Below are 20,163 nucleotides of genomic sequence, written 5' to 3' on the forward strand. Positions count from 1 at the left end.
GCCTGCACCGGCAACGTGCGTCAAAGTTAAACGAACCGCGATCACCTTTTGCCGGCCTGGAGCAGATTAAATATACTCCCGACCGGTGAGCAGAGACCGAAACGTCTCTATTAGCCAGTATTGCAGGATAAACAGGCGTTGTTTGTCAAAGCATGGGTCAATTCAGTCAGTCAGATGCGAACGGGTTACCGTTAACAGCCCTATTCAGCAGGTCCGCGCAGAAAACGGGTTGTTAACAGGGCGCAGCAAAAAGGGCGATAATGAAATTCAGATATATTGTTGTGACAGGCGTGATCCTGCTTGCTGTGGCGTCCGTCGTGATGCTTTCAGATATCATTTCCGGCCTGAAAAATTCGCCCAGGATCGTTTTTTACCACAACCATCCGGACCGGGCTTATAGCGTGTTCAGCGTTTGCAAAGATCATCCGGAACCCATTGATGACTGCTATGCGGCTTACAGTGCCGCCGTTGCTCTGGCCGATTCAGAAGATTGCACCGCAACGGGCATAGAGACCAAACGCCGCTTCAAGCGGCTTGTCGAACATGCAAAAGAAGAGACGATTACGGAAGAAATAAATTCAGATTGCCAGACAGGTAAGCAGCTCTCCTTGTTAGAAAAATGGAACCGGAAAAACGGATAACGGTGTTAACGAAAAAGAGGGAGTGTAGCCGCCATCAGCTTTGAATCACCCGAAATAAGTGGCTGTTCTCCCGATTAACGCGGCTATGTTGTCCAGGCAGATGTGATAACATTCTTTCTATGGGAGCTCTATTAATTAGAGCTTATGTTAATCTGACTTTAGTTGGGTGTTATGAAAAAGACTCTTGTTATAACGCTGATCCTGACAGCGCTGACGGGTTGTGTTGACTATCAATGGGTAAAACCGGGCATGGACAAACAGCAGGAAGAGATCGCGGAAACGCAGTGTAAAGCGCAGGCACTCAGAGACTTACCGCCAGACAATGAGATCACGGGTAAGTACACGTCCAAAGATGAAAAGCATAAAACGACGGACACCAGCTATTCATCAACCGATGAAAACGAGAGTAACCGTGATATTCTGGTGAAAGATTGCATGTACAGAAAAGGCTGGACGCAGATCGAAGTTCAGCAATAACTGACGCCACATCCTGACGCAGAAAACCCCACACCGGAATACGCTGTGGGGTGAAAATTTTATTTCTCAACCATATTGCTAATCTGATCGCGGTTAATTTCGTGTTTGTAGCCACCCGCATCTTTGTACGTTACCAGTCCGGTAGATTTATCAATTTCCGGCTTTCCTTTAGTCACAATCATTTCGCCTGATTTGGTCTGCATAACATAGTCACTGGAACAACCCGCCAGTACGGTCACTGCCGCCGCAACACAAACGGCCATAACAAAAGATTTGCTCATCACGCTTTCCTTCTTAAGGAGAAAATTATCAATATATTGCGCTATTATTTTATTTAACCTACCGATATAAAGCCAGCACAGTCACTCCTGCCGCTCGGAAATAGCACGATATGCCGATATATTCCGGAATTAAACTTATGTTAGTTAACACCTCATTTCGGGTAGTTTAGCTAAACACCAGTAATATGCGCAGCATTAAACTCCGTTGATTTGCCTCAGGCTAAGAGCAAATATATTTGCCGATCGCAGAAGGCCATCGATTAATAACGCGCTGAAGGGATCGAGAGAAAGATCGCTTCTCACCGGCACTTTTAACGCAAATTAATACACGCTGTGTGGGCATTTTACCGCACCGGTTTCCTGTTAAAGAGGGGACGAATAGCGCAGGGAATGCGCCCTGCAAGCGGCCTGGTTTTAACGCCAGACCGCCTTCATAAATTCATGCCGTTAAATCAGCGATCTGGAAGATGCTCCACAGGCTGCGACACACCTCTGTACCGGCTTACCCACAGCCTGTCCACTTTTTCTGTGGATAACTTCATGCTGAGAAGGGCGCTTAACTGCTCTGGCCGGAATGGTCACCGTCGGCGATCTGCTCCATAAATTCCACCATTGCGCCTTTGTGCGCATCGACATGCCGGATATAACGCATCAGCGTTTCCGGCTTTTTCCAGGTGCCTTCCTGCATAATCCGGGCAATCGAATAGCCTTTATCTGCCATATCCTGGGCTGCGCCGACCCTGGCACTGTGACCACTCCAGCCAGTGTAGCGATTTTTGTTAGCTTTCACCGCGCCGCTTTTCCCGGCGATTGCCCATGCCCGGCTGAAAATCTGCTCCAGTGCCCGTGTAGTCATGGGTTTATCGGTAATCTGCGCCCGGCCTGAACGATGCACGGCAGAAAACAGATAGGCATCAGGATGGCTGGCCAGCCCGGAGACTGTAATCCACTCCTCCAGTCGCTGAGTTGAATGACGGCTGAGAGCTTTGATCAGTCCACCGGTCTGCACAATCGTTTTTGTCCACGCGACATCCAGGATAATCCGGCCATCGCCGGCGCGCATAACATCACGTACCCGTAACCGCGACAGTTCACTGATGCGCAGCAAGGTGGCGTAGGCGACATGCAGGAAAGCCAGGTCACGAAGGGATTGCAGGTTTTCAGAACCTGACCAGTGCCGATCGACCATCAGCAGATCGCGCAGCCTGAACGGAACGGCCTGACCCGCCCGTTCGCCGTTGATCACCGCCACCCGGTTTATTTTCTTCATCGTACGAAAAACCAGCGGAGATGCGTTTGGCACATCCAGTCCTGCGTTACGGTGTAACATCGAGATCAGCGCAGCGTGTGAGGTGACGGTGGAGGAAGCCCGGCCGCTCTCTGCCAGGAAGGCGAGATAGTCACGAAGATCTTCCGCACGCATCGGCAGGAAAGTGCGCTGATTAACCTCTGACCACTGATGACAGATTCGCATAACGCTGATCAGCTGGCGCCAGGTATTAGGGGAGAAGGCCTCTTTATCCTGAACGAACTGCCTGAGACGCTCGGCGATGTCGTCGCTCCGGTTCACCGTCAGGTTTATCAGGGATGCTGATTCACGCATTTTTGCTCACTTATTAACCCGAAACGCCCGCGATCGCGCTACGTAAATTCTGAGGAATATGCAGGGGGATACCCGGTCAGATTTCACGTAGCGTCGCCATTTTCAGGCGCGCAAAGATTGATACCCATCATAACCCGACGATCGTTCCCTGTCATGACTTCGTATAAGAACAATTATACGAAGTCAGGATCCTGAAGCGATCTCCTGTGTATTTTTGCGCCGTTCAGGCTGGCTTGTTTGACAGGGCGGAATCGGAAAATCTGAACCGGCAGCGGTGTCGCCTCTTTTTAGCCGTATCTGAAAGGAGGGCGGGGAAAAACCAGTGAGTAATCACTTCTGCGTCTCAGAAGCGATCTTGCCGACACGACGTTGTCCGTCATAAAGTCACGCCGGTGTTCTGAATACAAACGTTTAACCGCCGATAATTAAGTTAATTAATTCTTATTAATGCTGCAGTTAAGTTATATTTCAGGGGGATTTTAAAAACATCATAAAAATACGTAAACTCTCTGCTTCCGGCAGAACTCAAGCGTTTATCATGATACTTTAAGCGCAGAAAAATCAGATGAAGGATAAAAAATAAATATCCCAATTTATACTAATTAAATAACCAAATCTCTTGTCACACGCTATCCTTAGCCGTAATATCCTGTTAATAAATCCAGGAAAAATATTTAGTTTAACCGTTAACTTTTCATTTAATGAGATTCAGAGTCGAGTCGCATCTTTAATCGCTCACCTGGAATTTAAATTAACAATTTTTAGCTAAACTTCTGGCAAATACTGCTATTTTTTGCAACAAAACCGGGTTTAAAAAAGGGATTTCAATGAAAAAAAACCTGCTATTAACGACACTTCTTGCCCTCTTTAGCATGCCTGCGCTATCGCTGGCACAGTCACCGCAGCGTTGTGTCAGCGCTTCGGAACAGGATGTCGCCAGTCTGTTTGATAAGTGGAACGATTCGCTGGCAACCGGCGAAGCGACTAAGGTATCAGAGCTTTACGTCAGCGACAGCGTGCTGCTGCCAGCACTTTCGCATCGTACGCGCCTGACCGACCAGGAACGCATCGATTACTTCAATGACTTTCTGAAAAAAGAACCGCGCGGTAAAATCAACGTTCGCACAATCAGTATCGGCTGTAATCAAGCCACAGACAAGGGTGTTTATACGTTTACCTTTAAGGATGGCTCACACGTTAAAGCACGTTACCTGTTTAATTACGTCTGGGATGGCGGCAGCTGGAAAATAGCCGCTCACCGATCTGCAGCACTGCCAGAAAAAAGCCGTCATTAGCAGCTGTTTAAACTGACATGCAGATACGGCCTCTGAATATCTCAGAGGCGCTTGCCTGAAAATCACCGTTAACTCCCTCATCGACACTGTAAAAAAACCAAAGCTCAATTCTTAATTAGCTTTGCGGATATTGTAATAACCACGCTATTTACTTCGTTCTGAACAACTGACTATTATCGCTCTCACTCTGTTAATAAATGTAACGGGCTTAATTCAGCCTGCGTGCGTTGACGTCCTTTTTTTACTGGAAACGCCATGAATCTCTCTTTTGCTTCACCCGAACCCCGTCAGGCGGCGGTCATCACCCGACGCGATCAGGCTATCCAGGCGGCGCATTCGCTGGCTGAACAGGCGAAGCCCGGTGCCGTTGAGCGCGATCAGCAGCGGATTTATCCCGTTGATCTGCTTAATGAGTTCACCCGGCTCGGGCTGGGCAGCATCAGCGTGCCGCGTCGTTTTGGCGGAGGCGGGCTGGACTATCAGACCCTGGCGGAGGTCTTCCGCATTATCTCTGCCAGCGATCCTTCTCTGGGCCAGATCCCGCAGAACCACTTTGGGCTGATTCAGTTCATCCTGGGTGAAGGCGAACCGGAACAGCAGGAAACGCTGCTGCAGGCTGTCGTGAACGGCCACCGGCTGGGTAACGGTGGTCCCGAAAAAAATACCCGTCATACGCGTGATGTTCAGGCCCGGCTGAGTGGGAAGGGGGACTCGCGGTTTCTGACCGGTGAGAAGTTTTATTCAACCGGCGCGCTGTTTGCCGACATTCTGGTTACCACCGCTCTTCAGGATGATGACAGGCCAGTGATGGCTTTTATCCCGCTGCCTGCCGCTGGCATAGAGATCGTCGATGACTGGTCTGGCATGGGGCAGCGGACCACGGCCAGCGGCACGGTCAGACTGAATCAGGTGGCGGTCGATCCGGCCTGGATTATTCCGTTGCCGTCGCCAGAGAAACCGACGCTGCGCGGTGCTGTATCGCAGCTCATCCAGGCGGCGATCGATGCCGGCATCGCGCAGGGCGCGCTGGACGATGCGCTGGCGTTCGTCCGTGATCATTCCCGTCCCTGGGTCGATGCCGGTGTGGCGCGCAACGCGGACGATCCTTACATTCTCGCCGATATCGGCCGCATCAGTACCGAACTGAGCGCCGCCAATGCTCTGCTGCGAAGGGCGGCCCGCGTGCTCGACGCCATCGATCCGGCCGCGCTGACAGCCGAAAACAGCGCAGCCGCCTCAATCGCCGTGGCAGAAGCTAAAGTGCTGACCACGGAGATCGCCCTGCGCGCCAGCGAAAAGCTGCTGGAGTGGGGCGGCAGTCGCGCGACGCTGTTACAGCATGGTCTGGATCGCCACTGGCGCAACGCACGCACCCACACCCTGCACGACCCGGTGCGCTGGAAAACCCACGCTATCGGCAACTACTACCTGAATGCAGTCTATCCCGCGCGCCATGCGTGGATTTAAGGAGAACGTATGAGTCAGGTTCAGCCGAAACAGCCCGCGGAGCGCGTGCGCAGCGAACAGCAGGCGCTGGACGTCGCCGCACAGCTGGCGCAGCAGTTTCGTGAAGGCGCCGCAACGCGGGATCGCGAACGTGAGTTGCCACATCATCCACTGCGGGTGCTGTTTCAGTCCGGATTAGGGGCGATTACCGTGCCTGAAGCCTATGGCGGCATCGCGGCATCCACAGCCACGCTGACCTCGGTGATCAGCCTGCTCAGCGAGGCCGATGCGGCAGTGGGTCAGGTTCCGCAGAACCATTTTTACGCGCTGGAAGTCCTGCGCCTTAACGGCAGCGAGTCTCAGAAACAACGCTTTTACGCTGAAGTGCTGGCTGGCGTCCATCTGGGAAATGCGCTGGCGGAATTTTCAGCCCGCGCCGCGCATCAGCGCACCACAGCGATCCGCAATAACGTCCTTAACGGCAGCAAATTCTACGCCACCGGCGCGCTGTTCGCCGACCGCATTCCCACTGCGGCACGCGATGAAGCGGGCATAGAGCAACTGGTGTTTGTGCCGCGACATCAGCCAGGTGTCACGGTGATCGACGACTGGAGTGGTTTTGGTCAGCGTACCACCGGCAGCGGCAGCGTGATGTTCGATAATGTCCCGGTCGGGCCGGATGATGTTGTGCCGTTTCAGTCGGCCTTTGAGCGTCCCACCGCTCTCGGCCCGTTTGCCCAGATTCTGCATGCCGCTATCGACCAGGGCATTGCCCGGGCCGCCTTTAACGACATGCTCGCTTTTCTCCGTCAACGTGCCAGACCCTGGCCAGACAGTGGTGTCAGCTGCGCCAGCGACGATCCGTTAACGCTTGATCGTACCGGCCGTCTGGCCGCACAGCTGCGAGCAGGCGAGGCATTAATAGCGGAGGCGGCGGCCGCCATTGATGCGGCGCAACGGCAGCCCGACGCCGGCACGGTCGCGCGGGCCTCTGTTGAGGTAGCCAAAGCGCGAGCCTGGACAACCGACGTGTCGCTGGCGGCCGCAAACCTGCTGTTTGAACTCGGCGGCACGCGCGCCAGCCTGCGGGAACACAACCTTGACCGCCACTGGCGCAATGCGCGCACGCATACCCTGCACGACCCGGTGCGCTGGAAATATCCCGCGATAGGCAACTATCTGCTCAATGGCGTGTTGCCTGCCCGCCGGGGCACCCTATGAGCCAGAAACAGGTTCTGCTTAACGCCTTCAATATGAACTGCGTCGGCCACATCCATCACGGCATGTGGACACACCCGCAGGATCACTCCACGGAATTTAACACGCTGCGCTACTGGACAGATCTGGCGCGCCTGCTGGAAAAAGGCCTGTTCGACGGGCTGTTTATCGCCGATATCCAGGGCGTCTATGACGTTTATCAGCAGGGGATTGCGCTGACGGCACGCGAGTCGATTCAGCTGCCGGTCAACGATCCGCTGATGCTGGTTTCCGCGATGGCGGGAGTCACCGAGCATCTGGGTTTTGCCGTTACCGCCAACCTCAGCTATGAAGCACCTTATCCCTTTGCCCGTCGCCTCTCAACGCTGGATCACCTTACTCAGGGACGCATCGGCTGGAACATCGTGACCGGCTATCTGGACAGCGCGGCACGGGCAATGGGCAATAAGCAGCTGCTGGCGCATGACCAGCGCTATGCCCAGGCCGATGAGTTTCTTGATGTCAGCTACCAGCTCTGGGAGGGAAGCTGGCAGGATGATGCGCTGGTGGTGGATCGTCAGCGCCGCCTCTATGCCGATGCCAGCAAAATACACCCCGTCAGGCACCAGGGGGCGTTCTATCAGGTTCAGGGCTATCACCTCAGCAGCCCTTCACCACAACGCACGCCGCTGCTGTTTCAGGCCGGCACATCGGCGCGGGGCATCCGGTTCGCTGCCCGTCATGCCGAATGTACCTTCGTCAATGCCGCCACACCCGCCGCGATGCGCCAGCAGACACAGCGTCTGCGCCAGGCTGCGACAGAAGCAGGTCGCCGTGCCGACGATATACGCATTTTTATGGGGGTCGGCGTGATTGTCGCCCCTACCGAGCGCGAAGCGCAGGAGAAGCACCAGAGCTACCTGGCCTATGCCAGCCCGGAAGCGGGTATTGCCCATTTTTCCAGCTCAATTGGCCTCGATCTGGCCGCCTTCGATCTGGATGAGCCGATCGTTAACGGTGAAACCCGCGCGATTGAGTCGGTGAGTCAGGCCTACAGCGGCTGGACCCGCCGTCGCCTGCTGGAGCAGCACGCCATGGGCAGCCGGTATCCGCTGATTATCGGTAATCCCTCACAGGTAGCGGACGCGCTGCTGCACTGGATGGATGAGGGGGATATCGACGGCTTCAACCTGACACGCATTCTCAACCCGCAGAGTTACCGCGATTTTATCGAGCTGGTCGTACCGGAATTACAACAGCGCGGGCGCTATAAAACGGCTTATCAGCCCGGCTCACTGCGCAACAAAATTTTCCGGCAGGATCGCCTGCCCGATCGTCACCCGGCCGCGCGATGGCGTCATGCCACCGGACACCGTTGAACCGTTGAACTGTTTAACCTCAAGGAATCATCATGACATCTATCAATCCCTTACGCGCCGCGCTGGGCGCAATACTGCTGACCCTCAGTGCCGTTGCCGCTGCCGACTATTCGGGGCCGCTGAAAGTCGGAACGACTGCCGCCTTCGCTCCGCCGCTGGAGAGCGCCGTGGCGGAAGCAAAGAAGCAGGGACTGGCGGTTGATCTGGTCGAGTTCACCGACTGGACCGCGCCCAACGTCAGCGTGGAAAATGGTGATATCGACGTTAACCTGTTCCAGCATAAGCCTTTTCTGGAGAATGCGAATCAGTCCGGCGGCTTCCATCTGGTCGCCTACGCGCCCGCCATCATCAATAACATCGGACTCTACTCGAAAAAGCACAGCGCGATTGACCAGATACCCGAAGGCGGTACCGTTGCCATCGCCAACGACCCGATAAACGGTGCCCGCGGATTGCTTCTTTTGCAGAAAGCGGGACTGATTACGCTGAAGCCGGGAGCCGGACTCAAATCCACCCCCGACGATATCGTCAATAACCCGAAGAAACTAAAAATCATCGAAGTAGAAGCGGTGCAGCTCTCGCGCTCACTGGAAGAGGTCGATCTGGCGCAGGGTTATCCGCACTATCTGCGTCTGGCCAAAACGATCGATCCCAACAAGGCGCTGCTGTTCGATGGGCTGGAACACCCTGAATATGTGATTCAGTTCGTCATCCGTCAGGGGCATGAGAACGATCCGCGCCTGGCAAAGTTTGTCGATATTTATCAACACTCGCCGGTAGTACGCGCCAGTCTCGACAGCTTCTATGGCAAACTTTATCAGCCAGGCTGGAGCCAGTAATCATGGTCAGCCTCAGCTATCCTGACACCGGCGCATTGTCCCATTCCGCCGTTGCCACGCGGGCCAGCGGCGCCGCGCACATTACCCTGGAGGCGCTGAGCAAACGCTATCCCGGTCAGGCGGTGGATGCGCTGCATAACATCCATCTGCAGATCCAGCGCGGCGAGATTTTCGGCATCATTGGCCGCAGCGGGGCAGGCAAATCAACCCTGATCCGCTGCCTTAACCGGCTGGAAGAGCCTTCCGGCGGGCGGATTGTTATCGATGGTACCGACATCAGCGCCCTGACGTCCCGCCAGCTGGTCGAATGGCGGCGCAGCACCGGCATGATCTTCCAGCACTTCAATCTGCTCTCCGCCAAAACGGTCAGGCAGAATATCGAGCTGCCGCTCAGGGTTGCGGGCGTACCGGCGGCTGAGCGGGCGCGCAAGGTCGATGCGTTACTGGCGCTGGTCGGGCTGGAGTCGCGTCAGCACGCCTGGCCCGCTCAGCTCTCCGGAGGACAGAAACAGCGCGTCGGCATTGCGCGTGCGCTGGTGCACGACCCGGAACTGCTGCTGTGCGACGAAGCCACGTCGGCCCTCGATCCTGAAACCACGCGCGCCATCCTGGCGCTGCTGAAGAAAATCAATCAGCAGCGCCACATTACCATTGTGCTCATTACTCATGAGATGGATGTCGTTCATGACCTCTGCCACAACGTGGCGGTAATCGATCAGGGAGAAATCATTGAGCGCGGCCCGGTCTGGCAGGTCTACAGCGACCCGCAGCAGGAAACCACGCGACAGCTGCTGAATCCCGATCATCAGACACTGCCAGAATCGGTCGCCAGCCGCCTGAGCGACCGCCGCCTGCAGCCCGATGACCGGCTGTTGCTGCGGCTGCGCTACACCGGGCGGGGTGCTCAGCCGGATATTGGTGCGCTGAGCGCCCTGATTCCGGGTGAAATCACCGTGATCCACAGCGCGATTGAGTGGGTGGCTAATAAGCCGATTGGCCAGATGCTGGTCCTGCTGGATGCCCGGCATGAGGCGCAGGCAGTCACCCCGCAGCTGGCGCATATCGCCGATCAACTGGAGGTATCAGGTTATGTCACAGGCTATTGACCGTTTATGGAGCGCACTGCTGGATACCCTGCTGATGGTCGGCGTCTCTTCGGCGCTGGCGCTGGCTTTGGGGTTACCGATGGCGGTGCTTCTGGTGGTGAGCGGACGGGGGGATCTTTTCCCCAGTCCGGCACTCAACCGGGTGCTGGGCTGGATGGTTAATCTCTTTCGCTCGGTTCCCTTCCTGATCCTGATGGTGGCGCTGATCCCGTTTACCCGCTGGATAGTCGGCACGACCTATGGCGTCTGGGCCGCAGTAGTGCCACTGACCCTGGCAGCCACGCCGTTTTTTGCCCGGATTGCCGAAGTAAGCCTGCGTGAAGTGGATAAAGGACTGACGGAAGCGGCGCAGGCGATGGGCTTTCACCGCTGGCATATTGTCTGGCATGTGCTGCTGCCTGAAGCGCGGCCTGGCATCGTCAGCGGCTTCACCATTACGCTGGTGACGATGATCAATGCGTCGGCGATGGCGGGTGCCATCGGTGCCGGTGGTCTGGGCGATCTGGCCTATCGGTATGGCTATCAGCGTTTTGATATGCAGGTGATGGTGACCGTGATCGTGGTGCTGGTCGCGCTGGTGACGCTGCTTCAGCTCTGCGGCGATCGTTTATCGCGACGGCTGAACCATCGTTAACCCCTGAGGCCGGGTTTCCCCGGCCTTTTTTATTACGCGTCCCTGCCGTTCCCTATCTGCCAGATAAAGGTCGGATCCTTGCCATTCACTTCCCAGTCACCCACATTGCGGATTTTGTAGATCACCGGATTGTGTGAGGACACCGTACGGGCGTTGCGCCAGTGCCGATCCAGCGCCTTGCTGACGCGGGTATCGGACGCCCCCAGCGCGTTAAACAGCTCAGTCGCGGCCCGGGGCACCAGCTCCGTCGCCACGGCCTGCGCCCGGGCTGACTCCACCTCGGCCAGCACATTGGCCGCATGCCGTGCGGATTCACCGGCACCGCTCTGCTCAAGCTCAAACACCCGCTGCAGAGCGTGAGTGGCGCGCTCAGCCGCCGCCTCCACAGCCCAGGCCCAGCTGCTAATCTGGCCCACGACCTGTAACACCTGAACATCCTGTCTGACCTGAGGCGCATTGCCGTGACTGTAAATCCGCTTACGCTGCGCCACAGCCTGTGCCGCATCACGCACCACCGCCCGGCCAATGCCGGCCAGCGTAGAGAGCAAGACGTGCTGATAAAAGGCGGTCTGATAGCGGAAGCGCGCACTGAAGTCGTACACATGAGCGGGCTCAACATGGGCCTGATCGAAACGCGTCGTGCCGCTGCCGGTCAGGCGCTGTCCGAACCCATCCCAGTCATCGTCACGCTCAACGCCCTTCTGGTGCGTGCTGACCAGCGCAATGACGTCGCGGCCGTTGTCGGCTCGTCGGGCAAAGACATCAATCCAGTCAGCATAGAGCGTTCCGGTGCTGTAAAATTTTTCACCGCTGATCGTCCAGCCATCCGGGGCCGGGGAAACCTGGGTGATGACCTCACCCAGTTTCACCGCGCCCGTTTCACTCCAGCCGCTGCCCACCAGCTCGCCATCCACAAAACGGCGGAACCAGCGAAGTCGTTCAGCATCCGCAGGCTGATTCAGGCGATCTTCGACAAAGGCGAAGTGTGCACGCAGCGCCTGAGGCAGGTTTGAATCCGCCTCGGCCAGTGCGGTCAGCAGCGAAAAGAGCTGGGGCAGTGACACCCCGAAGCCACCTTCTTCTTTCGGGATGCGCAGCGTGCCGAAGCGCGCCTCTTTCAGCCAGGCGATGGGCGTATGCAACAGCGTACGGGTTGTTTCACGCCCGGCGGCGGCTTCGGCGATACGGGCAAACAGCGGCCTGAACTGTTCGGTCAGTGCGGCAAACTCAGTCCGGGTTAATTCAGACATGATCTTCTCCTGTGGCGGGTTGTTCATCAATGTCCTGTCGGGTCGGTTCAAACCGGACGACTAACAGGAAAATTATCGGGATCAGCGCAGCGAGCGAGACAATCCAGAACATGTTGGTGCCGTATCGGGCCTGCAGAATCGGCAGGATAAACAGCGCCAGCGCACTGCCGATGCCCGAAAGGGAACGGCTGAAGCCGACGCCGGTCGCGCGGATATGGGTCGGGTAGGAGAGCGCCGGATAGATCATCAGCTGGGCGCCGGGGCCGAAACCCTCAGCAAACAGCCAGAGCCCCAGCATCAGCACGGCGAACACCACCCCAATCGTCGCCTGCGGATGACCAATCAGCGCCAGGGAGATCAGCGCGATAAACTGCAGCGCAAAGCCGGCGATCGCTACATGCCGTGAAGGAAACTTCCAGGCCAGACGCATCCCCAGCAGCCCGCCGGTAAAGGCGAACAGGGCATTAAGTCCCAGCGATGCGGAGATGGTTTCGAAGACGCCCGCACCCAGAAACTGCGCCAGAATAGAGGGCAGAAAAAAGGCGATGGCCGTGTACTCAAAGGCGATACAGACGTTCATTACCGCGCTGACGAGGGTACGTTCCAGATAAGGCTTCTGAAACAGCACCTTAAAACTCACTCTGGGCGCGGCGCTGACCGGCTCTCTGGTCGCTGGCTGGGCTTCATGGGCGATGATGCCGTAGGAGTCGCGCAGAATGCGCACGGCACCGCTCAGATCGCCCTGATTTGCGGCCCAGAGCGGTGATTCATTCATGAACTTACTGCGCACCGCGATAATCAGCAGCGCCGGTACGGCACCAAACAGCAGCGAGGCACGCCACAGCCAGTCGATATGCGCAGCAGGCAACAGGAAGTAGAGCGCAAAGATGATAAAGAAGCAGGCCGAAGACGCGGCGTACCACATCGGACACCAGGCGGCGAGACGCGACGCTTTGTTGCCTTTGCCGGAGAATTTCGAGAACTCAGCGAGATAGGCCATGGCGACCGGCAGGTCAATCCCTACCCCAACTCCCATCAGGAAACGCGCGCCAATCAGCACCCAGACGTTGGGCGCCAGGCCCGCCGCAATGGCCGAGACCACGAAGAACAGCATGTCCGCCATAAACACCGAATAGCGACCATATCTGTCGGTCAGCCAGCCGCCGACCAGATTACCCACGATGGTTCCTATCATGATGGAGGAGGTCACCAGCCCGGTGAGAAGCGGGGTCAGCCCGAACGCCTTCACCACATCATCAATGCCATAAGAGAGCGTCGTGAGATCGTAGGCATCGAGAAATACGCCGCCCAGTGCCAGAAACACGATCCAGCGGGCGTAGCTGTTTTTCTCACTGTTACTGTTAATCAGCCGGGCCACATCACTGACCGAACGGACCGGTGTGGAATGGGGCGGCGGGGCGGTCAGGGTGTCGTCAATATTCAGTGTACTCATCGTATCCTCGTTATTATTTCAGCAGGTCACGAGGCTGTTATAAGTTCAGTCTGCCGGGTAAACAACCAACAATTCCGGATAAGGATTATATTAAAATCAATAAGTTAAACCCTTTTTTCAGGCACGGGAAAGGCCGGATAAATCGCCTGATTTATCCGGTTCAGCTCTGCGGCTGTCTGATTTTTTCCTGCCCGAAACGACGCGGACAAAGGGCTGACGTCTCCTGTTATCGTCAGACCTTTTCGCTTTCTGCCTGCTGTTTCACGTCTGATGTGCGGCGATATCCGGCTCCCGGATGCGGCGAGGTCAGTCGTGGCCCCTGTCCGAACAGTTTTTCACGCAGCGTGCCCGCCTGATAAGCCTGCTTGTAGACGCCGCGCTTTTGCAGTTCCGGCACCAGCAGTTCCACCACGTCGGTAAAGGTTTCATGCGTCACCGCGTAAGCAAGGTTGAAGCCATCCACATCGGTTTCCTCAACCCAGCTCTGCAGCTCATCCGCCACGGTTTCGGCACTGCCCACCAGCAGCGGTCCAAATCCGCCAATGCCGACCCAGTCTGCCAGCCCCTGAACCGTCCACTGACGGTTGGGATCGGCGGTGGAAAACGTCTCAACCGCTGACTGAATTGCATTGGTGTGCAGATGCTTAAGAACCTGATCTGGCTGATACTGACCAAAGTCGATACCGGTCCAGCCGGAGATCAGCGCCAGCGCCCCTTCGTAGCTGACATAATCTTTGTACTCCTGCCATCGGGCCTGAGCCGCCAGGTCCGTCTCGCCCACAATCACGGTCTGCAGATTAAAGATCAGGATGGATCGCGGGTCGCGTCCCGCCTCTGCGGTCCGCTGCCGAATATCCGCCACCGTTTTTTTCAGCAGCACTTTCGACGGCGCTGCAACGAACACGCACTCCGCATGCGCCGCCGCAAACGCCTTGCCACGGCTGGACGCGCCCGCCTGGTAGAGCACTGGCGTGCGCTGCGGTGACGGCTCGCACAGGTGAATACCCGGCACCTGAAAGAAGGTGCCCTGATGATTAATCGGATGAATTTTATCGGGATCGCTGAAAATACGACGTTCGCGGTCACGCAATATCGCGCCCTCTTCCCAGCTGCCTTCCAGCAGCTTGTAGACAACCTGAAGATATTCATCTGCATAGTCGTAGCGAGCGTCGTGATCGGTCTGAGCCTGATGACCGATATTCCGCGCGCCACTTTCCAGATAAGAGGTCACGATATTCCAGCCGACCCGGCCTTTGGTCAGATGATCGAGGGTAGAGAGACGGCGCGCAAAGGGATAGGGGTGTTCGAAGGACAGCGAAGCAGTCAGACCAAAACCCAGATGTTCCGTGACCAACGCCATCGGCGTAATCAGCGCAAGGGGGTCGTTAACCGGTACCTGCGTGGCCTGACGGATAGCCGCCTGATTATTGCCGTTGTACACATCATAGACACCCAGCACGTCGGCAATAAACAGCCCGTCAAATTTACCGCGCTCCAGCAGACGCGCTAAGTCGGTCCAGTAGGTCAGATCCTTGTACTGCCATGAACGATCGCGCGGATGCGCCCACAGGCCGGGAGACTGGTGACCGACGCAGTTCATATCAAAAGCATTCAGACGAATTTCACGTTTCGATGACATAGCGACTCCTGAGCGGATGCGGCATCACGCTGCCGCCCACTTTTTCAGATTAATATTGTGAGAAGGGGATCAGTGCGTCAGGGAGCCGGGACATCGCTCGCTGAGGGGGGAGGGTGTGGCGCTGAGCACCATGCGGGCGACGGACTCAGCATGCTCGGCCACCTGCGGCAGTCCCATCAGCTCGCCAAAGCGCCCCCGCGCGGCGGGCCCGGCCACATAGAGCCAGGGGCTGGCTTCACCCTGTGCATTCACGGCCTGCGACAGGGCGTTTACCTGAATGCCCAGCGCCAGCGCATCGGGCTGGATCACGCCGTCACCCTGCAACTGACTCAGCAGCGGGTTACTGTCCAGCAGCGCGTTGTGCGCCGGCCCGGTAGTCACAATCACCTTATCCACCTCGCAAATCTCCTGATCTGCCCCCCGCAGGCGCAGCGTCAGCCGCAGCGCGTCACCGGCCGGTTCAGCCGCAATCAGACGGGCGGCGCGTAGCGAGAGCTGACCGCTGGCCTGCAGTTGCGACAGAACCTGGCTGACCTGTGGCGCGATGCGATAGCGGTGAACATCCCACCAGGGACGAAGATGCTGCAGAAACCGCTGCTGTTCCTGCAGTGGCAGACTCTGCCAGATACGCTGACCGTTGCGGCGGATATCATCCAGCACCAGCTGCCACGGCAGACTCATCGCGGCCGCCTGTTTCAGCTCCTGGCGCACCCGATGTAACCAGCCGCGCGCGCTGGCGGGTTGCGGCTGACTGTAATCCAGGGTGTAGGGCGCCTCGCTGCCACTCAGATTGGCGCGCGGCAACAGTCCGCGACGGGAGAAAACGGTGATGTGTCCCCGATGCTGCTGACGATGCAGCGAGGCGACCACATCGGACATCGTCAGTCCCGAGCCGATAATCGCGATCCGGTTCTCTGGCGCAATCTGCGTCAGCGCGTTGCGCTGCCAGGGATCAGCAATCACGCCGGGATGCGCCTGTAACGGCTTCAGCAGCGCAGGCAGCGCGGGCGGGGGATGGCTGATGGCCAGCACCACCTGATCCGCCCGAATCTGCTCTCCCCGGGCGGTGGTCACGATCCCCTCCCGCAGCGACACGGCGCTGTCCTGCAGGTGTCTCAGCGTCACCGCAGAGTGTTTCTGCTGATGGATAAACTGCGCGTTCACCCAGCGACCAAACTCACCGCGCTGCGGATAGACGTTGCCGTCATGCCACAACGCGTCCGGATCGTTCAGATAACCGGGCGAGGCCCGGTAGTCACGATCAAACCGGCCCTCTTCATCGCCCGCAAGCTGCATCCGGGAAGCCGGAACATTGATACGGTGCGCCGGATCGCGGGTACCGTAGGCCACGCCCTGTGCCAGCCCGTCACGCGGTTCAACCACCGTCACGCTCAGGCCCGGCTTGCCCTGTCTGGCAAGATGGATCGCCAGCGCAGTGCCGGTGAAGCCTCCGCCGATAATGACAATCTGCTGTTGCGACATAAGCGAGCCTTCTCTTCTGTTGACGGGGTTAACCCGGACGGCGGTCGCCGCCAATGGTTTCACCAAACGGGCCGGTATTCACGCTGCGCTGTTTCTTTTCGGCGTTGGACGCCAGGGGTAACAGCGGCATCACCAGCTCGGCAAAGCGGTGCGCCTCTTCGAGATGCGGATAACCGGAGAAGATAAAGTTCTCGATCCCCAGCGCCTGATATTCACGAATGCGGTCGGCGACCTGCTGCGGGCTGCCCACCAGCGCGGTGCCTGCACCGCCCCGTACCAGCCCCACGCCTGCCCACAGATTAGGGCCGATGCGCAGGCTCTCGCGTGAGCCCTGATGCAGCGCGCTCATCCGCGCCTGTCCGGCCGAATCCATGCGGGCAAAGATTTTCTGGGCCGCCGCGATGGTCTCTTCATCGAGATGAGAGATCAGCCGGTCGGCCGCCGCCCAGGCTTCCTCTTCGGTTTCACGCACGATGACATGCAGGCGAATGCCGTAAGAGAGCGTGCGGCCTTTCTCCTCCGCCCGCTGACGGACGACCGCCAGCTTCTCCGCCACCTGCGCCACCGGTTCGCCCCATGTCAGATAGGTATCGATCTGACTGGCCGCCACGTCAATAGCCGCCTCCGAGGATCCGCCAAAATAGAGCGGCGGGCCATCTTCCTGCACCGGCGGGAAGAGGATTTCGGCGCCTTCGACGCGGATATGATCGCCGGTAAAATCGACCTTTTCACCTTTGAGCAGACGCGAGTAGACCTCAAGAAACTCCTGCGTAACCTGATAACGTTCAGCATGGCTCAGAAAGATCCCGTCGCCTTTGTTCTCGACCGGATCGCCTCCGGTTACCACGTTTATCAGCAGCCGCCCGCCGGAGAGACGGTCCAGCGTGGCGGCCATGCGCGCGGCCAGGCTGGGTGGCTGCAGGCCCGGACGCACGGCCACTAAATAGCGCAGCGTTTTGGTGATCGGGGCCAGCGCCGACGCCACCAGCCATGAATCTTCGCAGCTCTTCCCGGTCGGGATTAACACACCATAAAAGCCCAGATTATCTGCCGCCAGCGCAACCTGCTGTAAGTAGGGTAAATCGACCGCTCTGCCACCCTCCGTCGTGCCCAGATAGCGCCCGTCGCCGTGGGTCGGCAGAAACCAGAAGAGGTTGAGGTTTTCCTGTGTCGTATGGCTCATTAGCAGATTCCTTTATAACGATATTTGAATTTATCACATAGGGCTAATCCCTTTGGTTATATAGCTCTTAGCAGCAATCGTGCCAGCGCTCATACCGGGATCTTTTCTTTTTAATCAAATGGATAGCACGGCTGACGTTTTCCCGGCGCTGTTGCATTTGCAACAGCGGCAGCCGCACGCTGCTGCATTCGCAACAATCCGACGCGCTGAGCCTCTCGTTTCCGGGATGACCGCGCGGTATGGTCTCTATTCCCCCGTTAAGCCGGTAAAACGAGATGCAGATTGCTACCCCAGAGTTGATCGACCCCGCCTCAAAGGCGTTTCAGAGTGTGCTGGATCAGCTCGCGCCAACGGATGCGACCGTATTAATTATTGGCGAAACCGGAACGGGTAAAGAGGTCATGGCGCGTTATCTGCATCACCACAGCGCGCGCAGCGACAAGCCCTTTCTGGCCGTCAACTGCGGCGCACTCACCGAAAGTCTGGCGGAGTCCGAACTCTTTGGTCATGAGAAAGGGGCGTTCACCGGCGCGCAGGATCGCCATCGCGGCTGGTTTGAAGCCGCCGAGGGCGGCACGCTGTTACTGGATGAGGTAGGAGAACTGAGTCTGCCGCTGCAGATAAAACTGCTGCGTGTGCTGCAGGAGCGTGAAATCACCCGCGTCGGTTCCTCCCGAGCGATTAAAGTCAATGTGCGGGTGATCGCGGCCACCAATCGCGATCTGGCCGCCGCCATCCGTGAGCGGCGTTTCCGTGAGGATCTCTATTACCGACTCAATGTGGCGAGCGTCACGCTGCCGCCGCTGCGCCAGCGCTGCGAAGACATACCAGTGCTCGCGCACCATTTTCTGCAGCTTTATGCGCGCCGGCTTGGCCGCCCTCAGCTCCGGCTCAGCGACGAGGCGCTGGCCACGCTGATGGCCTACAGCTGGCCGGGCAACATCCGGGAACTGGAGAACACGCTGCACAACGCCGTGCTGCTCAGTCAGAGCGCGCTGGTGACTGAGCAGCAGCTCCGGCTGAGTCCGCTGGCAGGGCAGGAGATGCCGCCGGGCGAAGAGGCGCTGGATCAGTTTCTGAAACAGCAGATGCAGCAAGGCGAGACGCCGCTCTATCCGCGGATGATCGCCGCGCTGGTCAGAAATGCGCTGGAACTGACCCAGGGCAATCAGCTTCAGGCTGCGGCGCTGCTTGGCATCAGCCGTCATACGCTGCGGACGCACCTCGGGCATCTCGGGATCATCAGGCCACGCCGCAGTCAGCCGCCTGCGCGCAGCGCTTCCCCCTTTCAGCCCGCCGCAAAAGAGCGCGAGCTGCGCATCGGCTATCAGAAGTTCGGCAATCTGGGGATCCTGAAAGCCCGTCAGTCGCTGGAACAGCAGCTGGCCCATCGCGGCGTCAGCGTCTTGTGGAGTGAGTTTCCCGCTGGCCCGCAGCTGCTGCATGCGCTCAGCAATAAGGAGATCGATTTTGGCACCACCGGGGAAGTACCGCCGCTGTTTGCGCAGGCCGACCAGAGCCCGATGCTGTATGTCGCCTGGGAACCCGCAGCGCCGCAGAGCGTCGCGCTGGTGGTGCCAGACAGCAGTCCGATTCATCACGTCAGCGAACTCAGAGGAAAACGCATCGCCGTGAACCGGGGATCCAACGTTCACTACCTGTTGTTACAGATTCTGGATGAGGCGGGATTAGCCCTGGATGAGGTGCGCATCCTCTACGCGCCCCCTAAATATCCGTTCACGCCCAGCGATCTTAACGCCGTGGATGCCTGGATGATGTGGGATCCGCTGCTCAGCGATGCAGAGAACAGCGGGCAGTTCAGGGTGATCGCTGACGGCAGTGGCCGGGTCAGCAACCATCAGTTCTACCTTGCTGAACGCGGGTTCGCCGCGCAGGCCGGGGATCTGATAACGGTTCTGCTGACCGCGCTGGAGCAGACCGGCCGCTACATTGATGCGCACCGCGCAGAAGCGGCGGGCCTGCTCTCCACTGAACTGGGCATCCCGACGAGCGCGTTGCTGCACGCCCTGGCGCGCCGCAGTCACCAGACGCAGCGAATGAACTTAGCCATCATCCGGGAGCAGCAGATGATCGCTGATCGCTTCTATGCGCTGGGGCTGCTTAATCGCGCAATTCGGGTCCGCGAGTCCGTCTGGCATCCATAGCGTTTTTTCAGATAAGCATCGAACTTTTCATCGCTAAGCACCTGAACGTGCGTTTGTTATGTTGCGCTGACTACAACAGACTCAGGAATGAGA

General features: G+C 57.8%; 17 protein-coding genes. 10 read left to right on the top strand and 7 right to left on the bottom strand.

What is annotated here, in order from left to right; translation table 11 throughout:
* Window positions 1-260: 260 nt before the first annotated feature.
* Window positions 261-641 (top strand): hypothetical protein, encoded by a 381-nt coding sequence (locus J1C59_RS18845; RefSeq protein WP_128085511.1) that lies wholly within the window; start codon window positions 261-263, stop codon window positions 639-641.
* Window positions 642-812: 171 nt separating this feature from the next.
* Window positions 813-1,118, top strand: a complete 306-nt coding sequence (locus J1C59_RS18850) for a membrane lipoprotein lipid attachment site-containing protein (protein ID WP_128085510.1) — start codon at window positions 813-815, stop codon at window positions 1,116-1,118.
* Window positions 1,119-1,177: 59 nt separating this feature from the next.
* Here the strand turns inward: J1C59_RS18850 and J1C59_RS18855 are convergent, their stop codons facing one another.
* Both J1C59_RS18855 and J1C59_RS18860 read right to left on the bottom strand, forming a co-directional pair.
* Window positions 1,178-1,399 carry a YgdI/YgdR family lipoprotein gene (locus J1C59_RS18855; protein ID WP_128085509.1) on the bottom strand — a complete coding sequence of 74 codons (222 nt, stop codon included), beginning with the start codon at window positions 1,397-1,399 and terminating at the stop codon, window positions 1,178-1,180.
* Between the two features lie 556 nt (window positions 1,400-1,955).
* On the bottom strand, window positions 1,956-3,002 hold the full coding sequence (locus J1C59_RS18860) for a tyrosine-type recombinase/integrase (protein WP_128085508.1): 1,047 nt from the start codon (window positions 3,000-3,002) through the stop codon (window positions 1,956-1,958).
* Window positions 3,003-3,829: 827 nt separating this feature from the next.
* Between J1C59_RS18860 and J1C59_RS18865 the strand changes: the two genes are divergently transcribed.
* The 7 genes from J1C59_RS18865 to J1C59_RS18895 all read left to right on the top strand — a co-directional run bounded on the left by J1C59_RS18865 (window position 3,830) and on the right by J1C59_RS18895 (window position 10,898).
* A complete protein-coding gene (locus J1C59_RS18865) occupies window positions 3,830-4,297 on the top strand; it encodes a DUF4440 domain-containing protein (protein WP_128085507.1) in 468 nt (155 codons plus the stop codon).
* Window positions 4,298-4,552: 255 nt separating this feature from the next.
* Window positions 4,553-5,764, top strand: coding sequence for an SfnB family sulfur acquisition oxidoreductase (locus tag J1C59_RS18870; protein ID WP_128085506.1), 1,212 nt, complete (start codon window positions 4,553-4,555; stop codon window positions 5,762-5,764).
* 9 nt (window positions 5,765-5,773) lie between these two features.
* Complete coding sequence (locus J1C59_RS18875) at window positions 5,774-6,964, top strand: SfnB family sulfur acquisition oxidoreductase (RefSeq protein WP_140916772.1); 1,191 nt, start codon at window positions 5,774-5,776, stop codon at window positions 6,962-6,964.
* Complete coding sequence (locus J1C59_RS18880) at window positions 6,961-8,319, top strand: LLM class flavin-dependent oxidoreductase (RefSeq protein WP_128085505.1); 1,359 nt, start codon at window positions 6,961-6,963, stop codon at window positions 8,317-8,319. Before J1C59_RS18875 ends, J1C59_RS18880 begins: the two co-directional genes overlap by 4 nt.
* A 32-nt stretch (window positions 8,320-8,351) precedes the next feature.
* Complete coding sequence (locus tag J1C59_RS18885; protein ID WP_128085504.1) at window positions 8,352-9,158, top strand: MetQ/NlpA family ABC transporter substrate-binding protein; 807 nt, start codon at window positions 8,352-8,354, stop codon at window positions 9,156-9,158.
* Window positions 9,159-9,160: 2 nt separating this feature from the next.
* On the top strand, window positions 9,161-10,264 hold the full coding sequence (locus J1C59_RS18890; protein ID WP_128085503.1) for a methionine ABC transporter ATP-binding protein: 1,104 nt from the start codon (window positions 9,161-9,163) through the stop codon (window positions 10,262-10,264).
* Entirely contained in the window at window positions 10,248-10,898 is a 651-nt protein-coding gene (locus tag J1C59_RS18895) for a methionine ABC transporter permease (RefSeq protein ID WP_128085502.1), read from the top strand. Before J1C59_RS18890 ends, J1C59_RS18895 begins: the two co-directional genes overlap by 17 nt.
* A 32-nt stretch (window positions 10,899-10,930) precedes the next feature.
* Here J1C59_RS18895 and J1C59_RS18900 read toward each other — a convergent pair whose 3' ends face one another.
* The 5 genes from J1C59_RS18900 to ssuD form a co-directional block, all read right to left on the bottom strand.
* Entirely contained in the window at window positions 10,931-12,148 is a 1,218-nt protein-coding gene (locus tag J1C59_RS18900) for an acyl-CoA dehydrogenase family protein (protein WP_140916771.1), read from the bottom strand.
* Complete coding sequence (locus J1C59_RS18905; protein ID WP_128086188.1) at window positions 12,141-13,601, bottom strand: MFS transporter; 1,461 nt, start codon at window positions 13,599-13,601, stop codon at window positions 12,141-12,143. Before J1C59_RS18905 ends, J1C59_RS18900 begins: the two co-directional genes overlap by 8 nt.
* Before the next feature lie 232 nt (window positions 13,602-13,833).
* Entirely contained in the window at window positions 13,834-15,240 is a 1,407-nt protein-coding gene (locus J1C59_RS18910) for an LLM class flavin-dependent oxidoreductase (RefSeq protein WP_128086187.1), read from the bottom strand.
* Between the two features lie 69 nt (window positions 15,241-15,309).
* A complete protein-coding gene (locus J1C59_RS18915) occupies window positions 15,310-16,722 on the bottom strand; it encodes an FAD/NAD(P)-binding protein (protein WP_140916770.1) in 1,413 nt (470 codons plus the stop codon).
* Between the two features lie 28 nt (window positions 16,723-16,750).
* Complete coding sequence (gene ssuD / locus J1C59_RS18920; protein ID WP_140916769.1) at window positions 16,751-17,905, bottom strand: FMNH2-dependent alkanesulfonate monooxygenase; 1,155 nt, start codon at window positions 17,903-17,905, stop codon at window positions 16,751-16,753.
* Window positions 17,906-18,180: 275 nt separating this feature from the next.
* Between ssuD and J1C59_RS18925 the strand changes: the two genes are divergently transcribed.
* Window positions 18,181-20,070 (top strand): aliphatic sulfonate ABC transporter substrate-binding protein, encoded by a 1,890-nt coding sequence (locus J1C59_RS18925; protein ID WP_140916768.1) that lies wholly within the window; start codon window positions 18,181-18,183, stop codon window positions 20,068-20,070.
* The last annotated feature ends 93 nt before the right edge of the window (window positions 20,071-20,163 follow it).

It is taken from the genome of Pantoea deleyi (assembly GCF_022647325.1).
Classification (GTDB): Bacteria; Pseudomonadota; Gammaproteobacteria; order Enterobacterales; family Enterobacteriaceae; genus Pantoea; species Pantoea deleyi.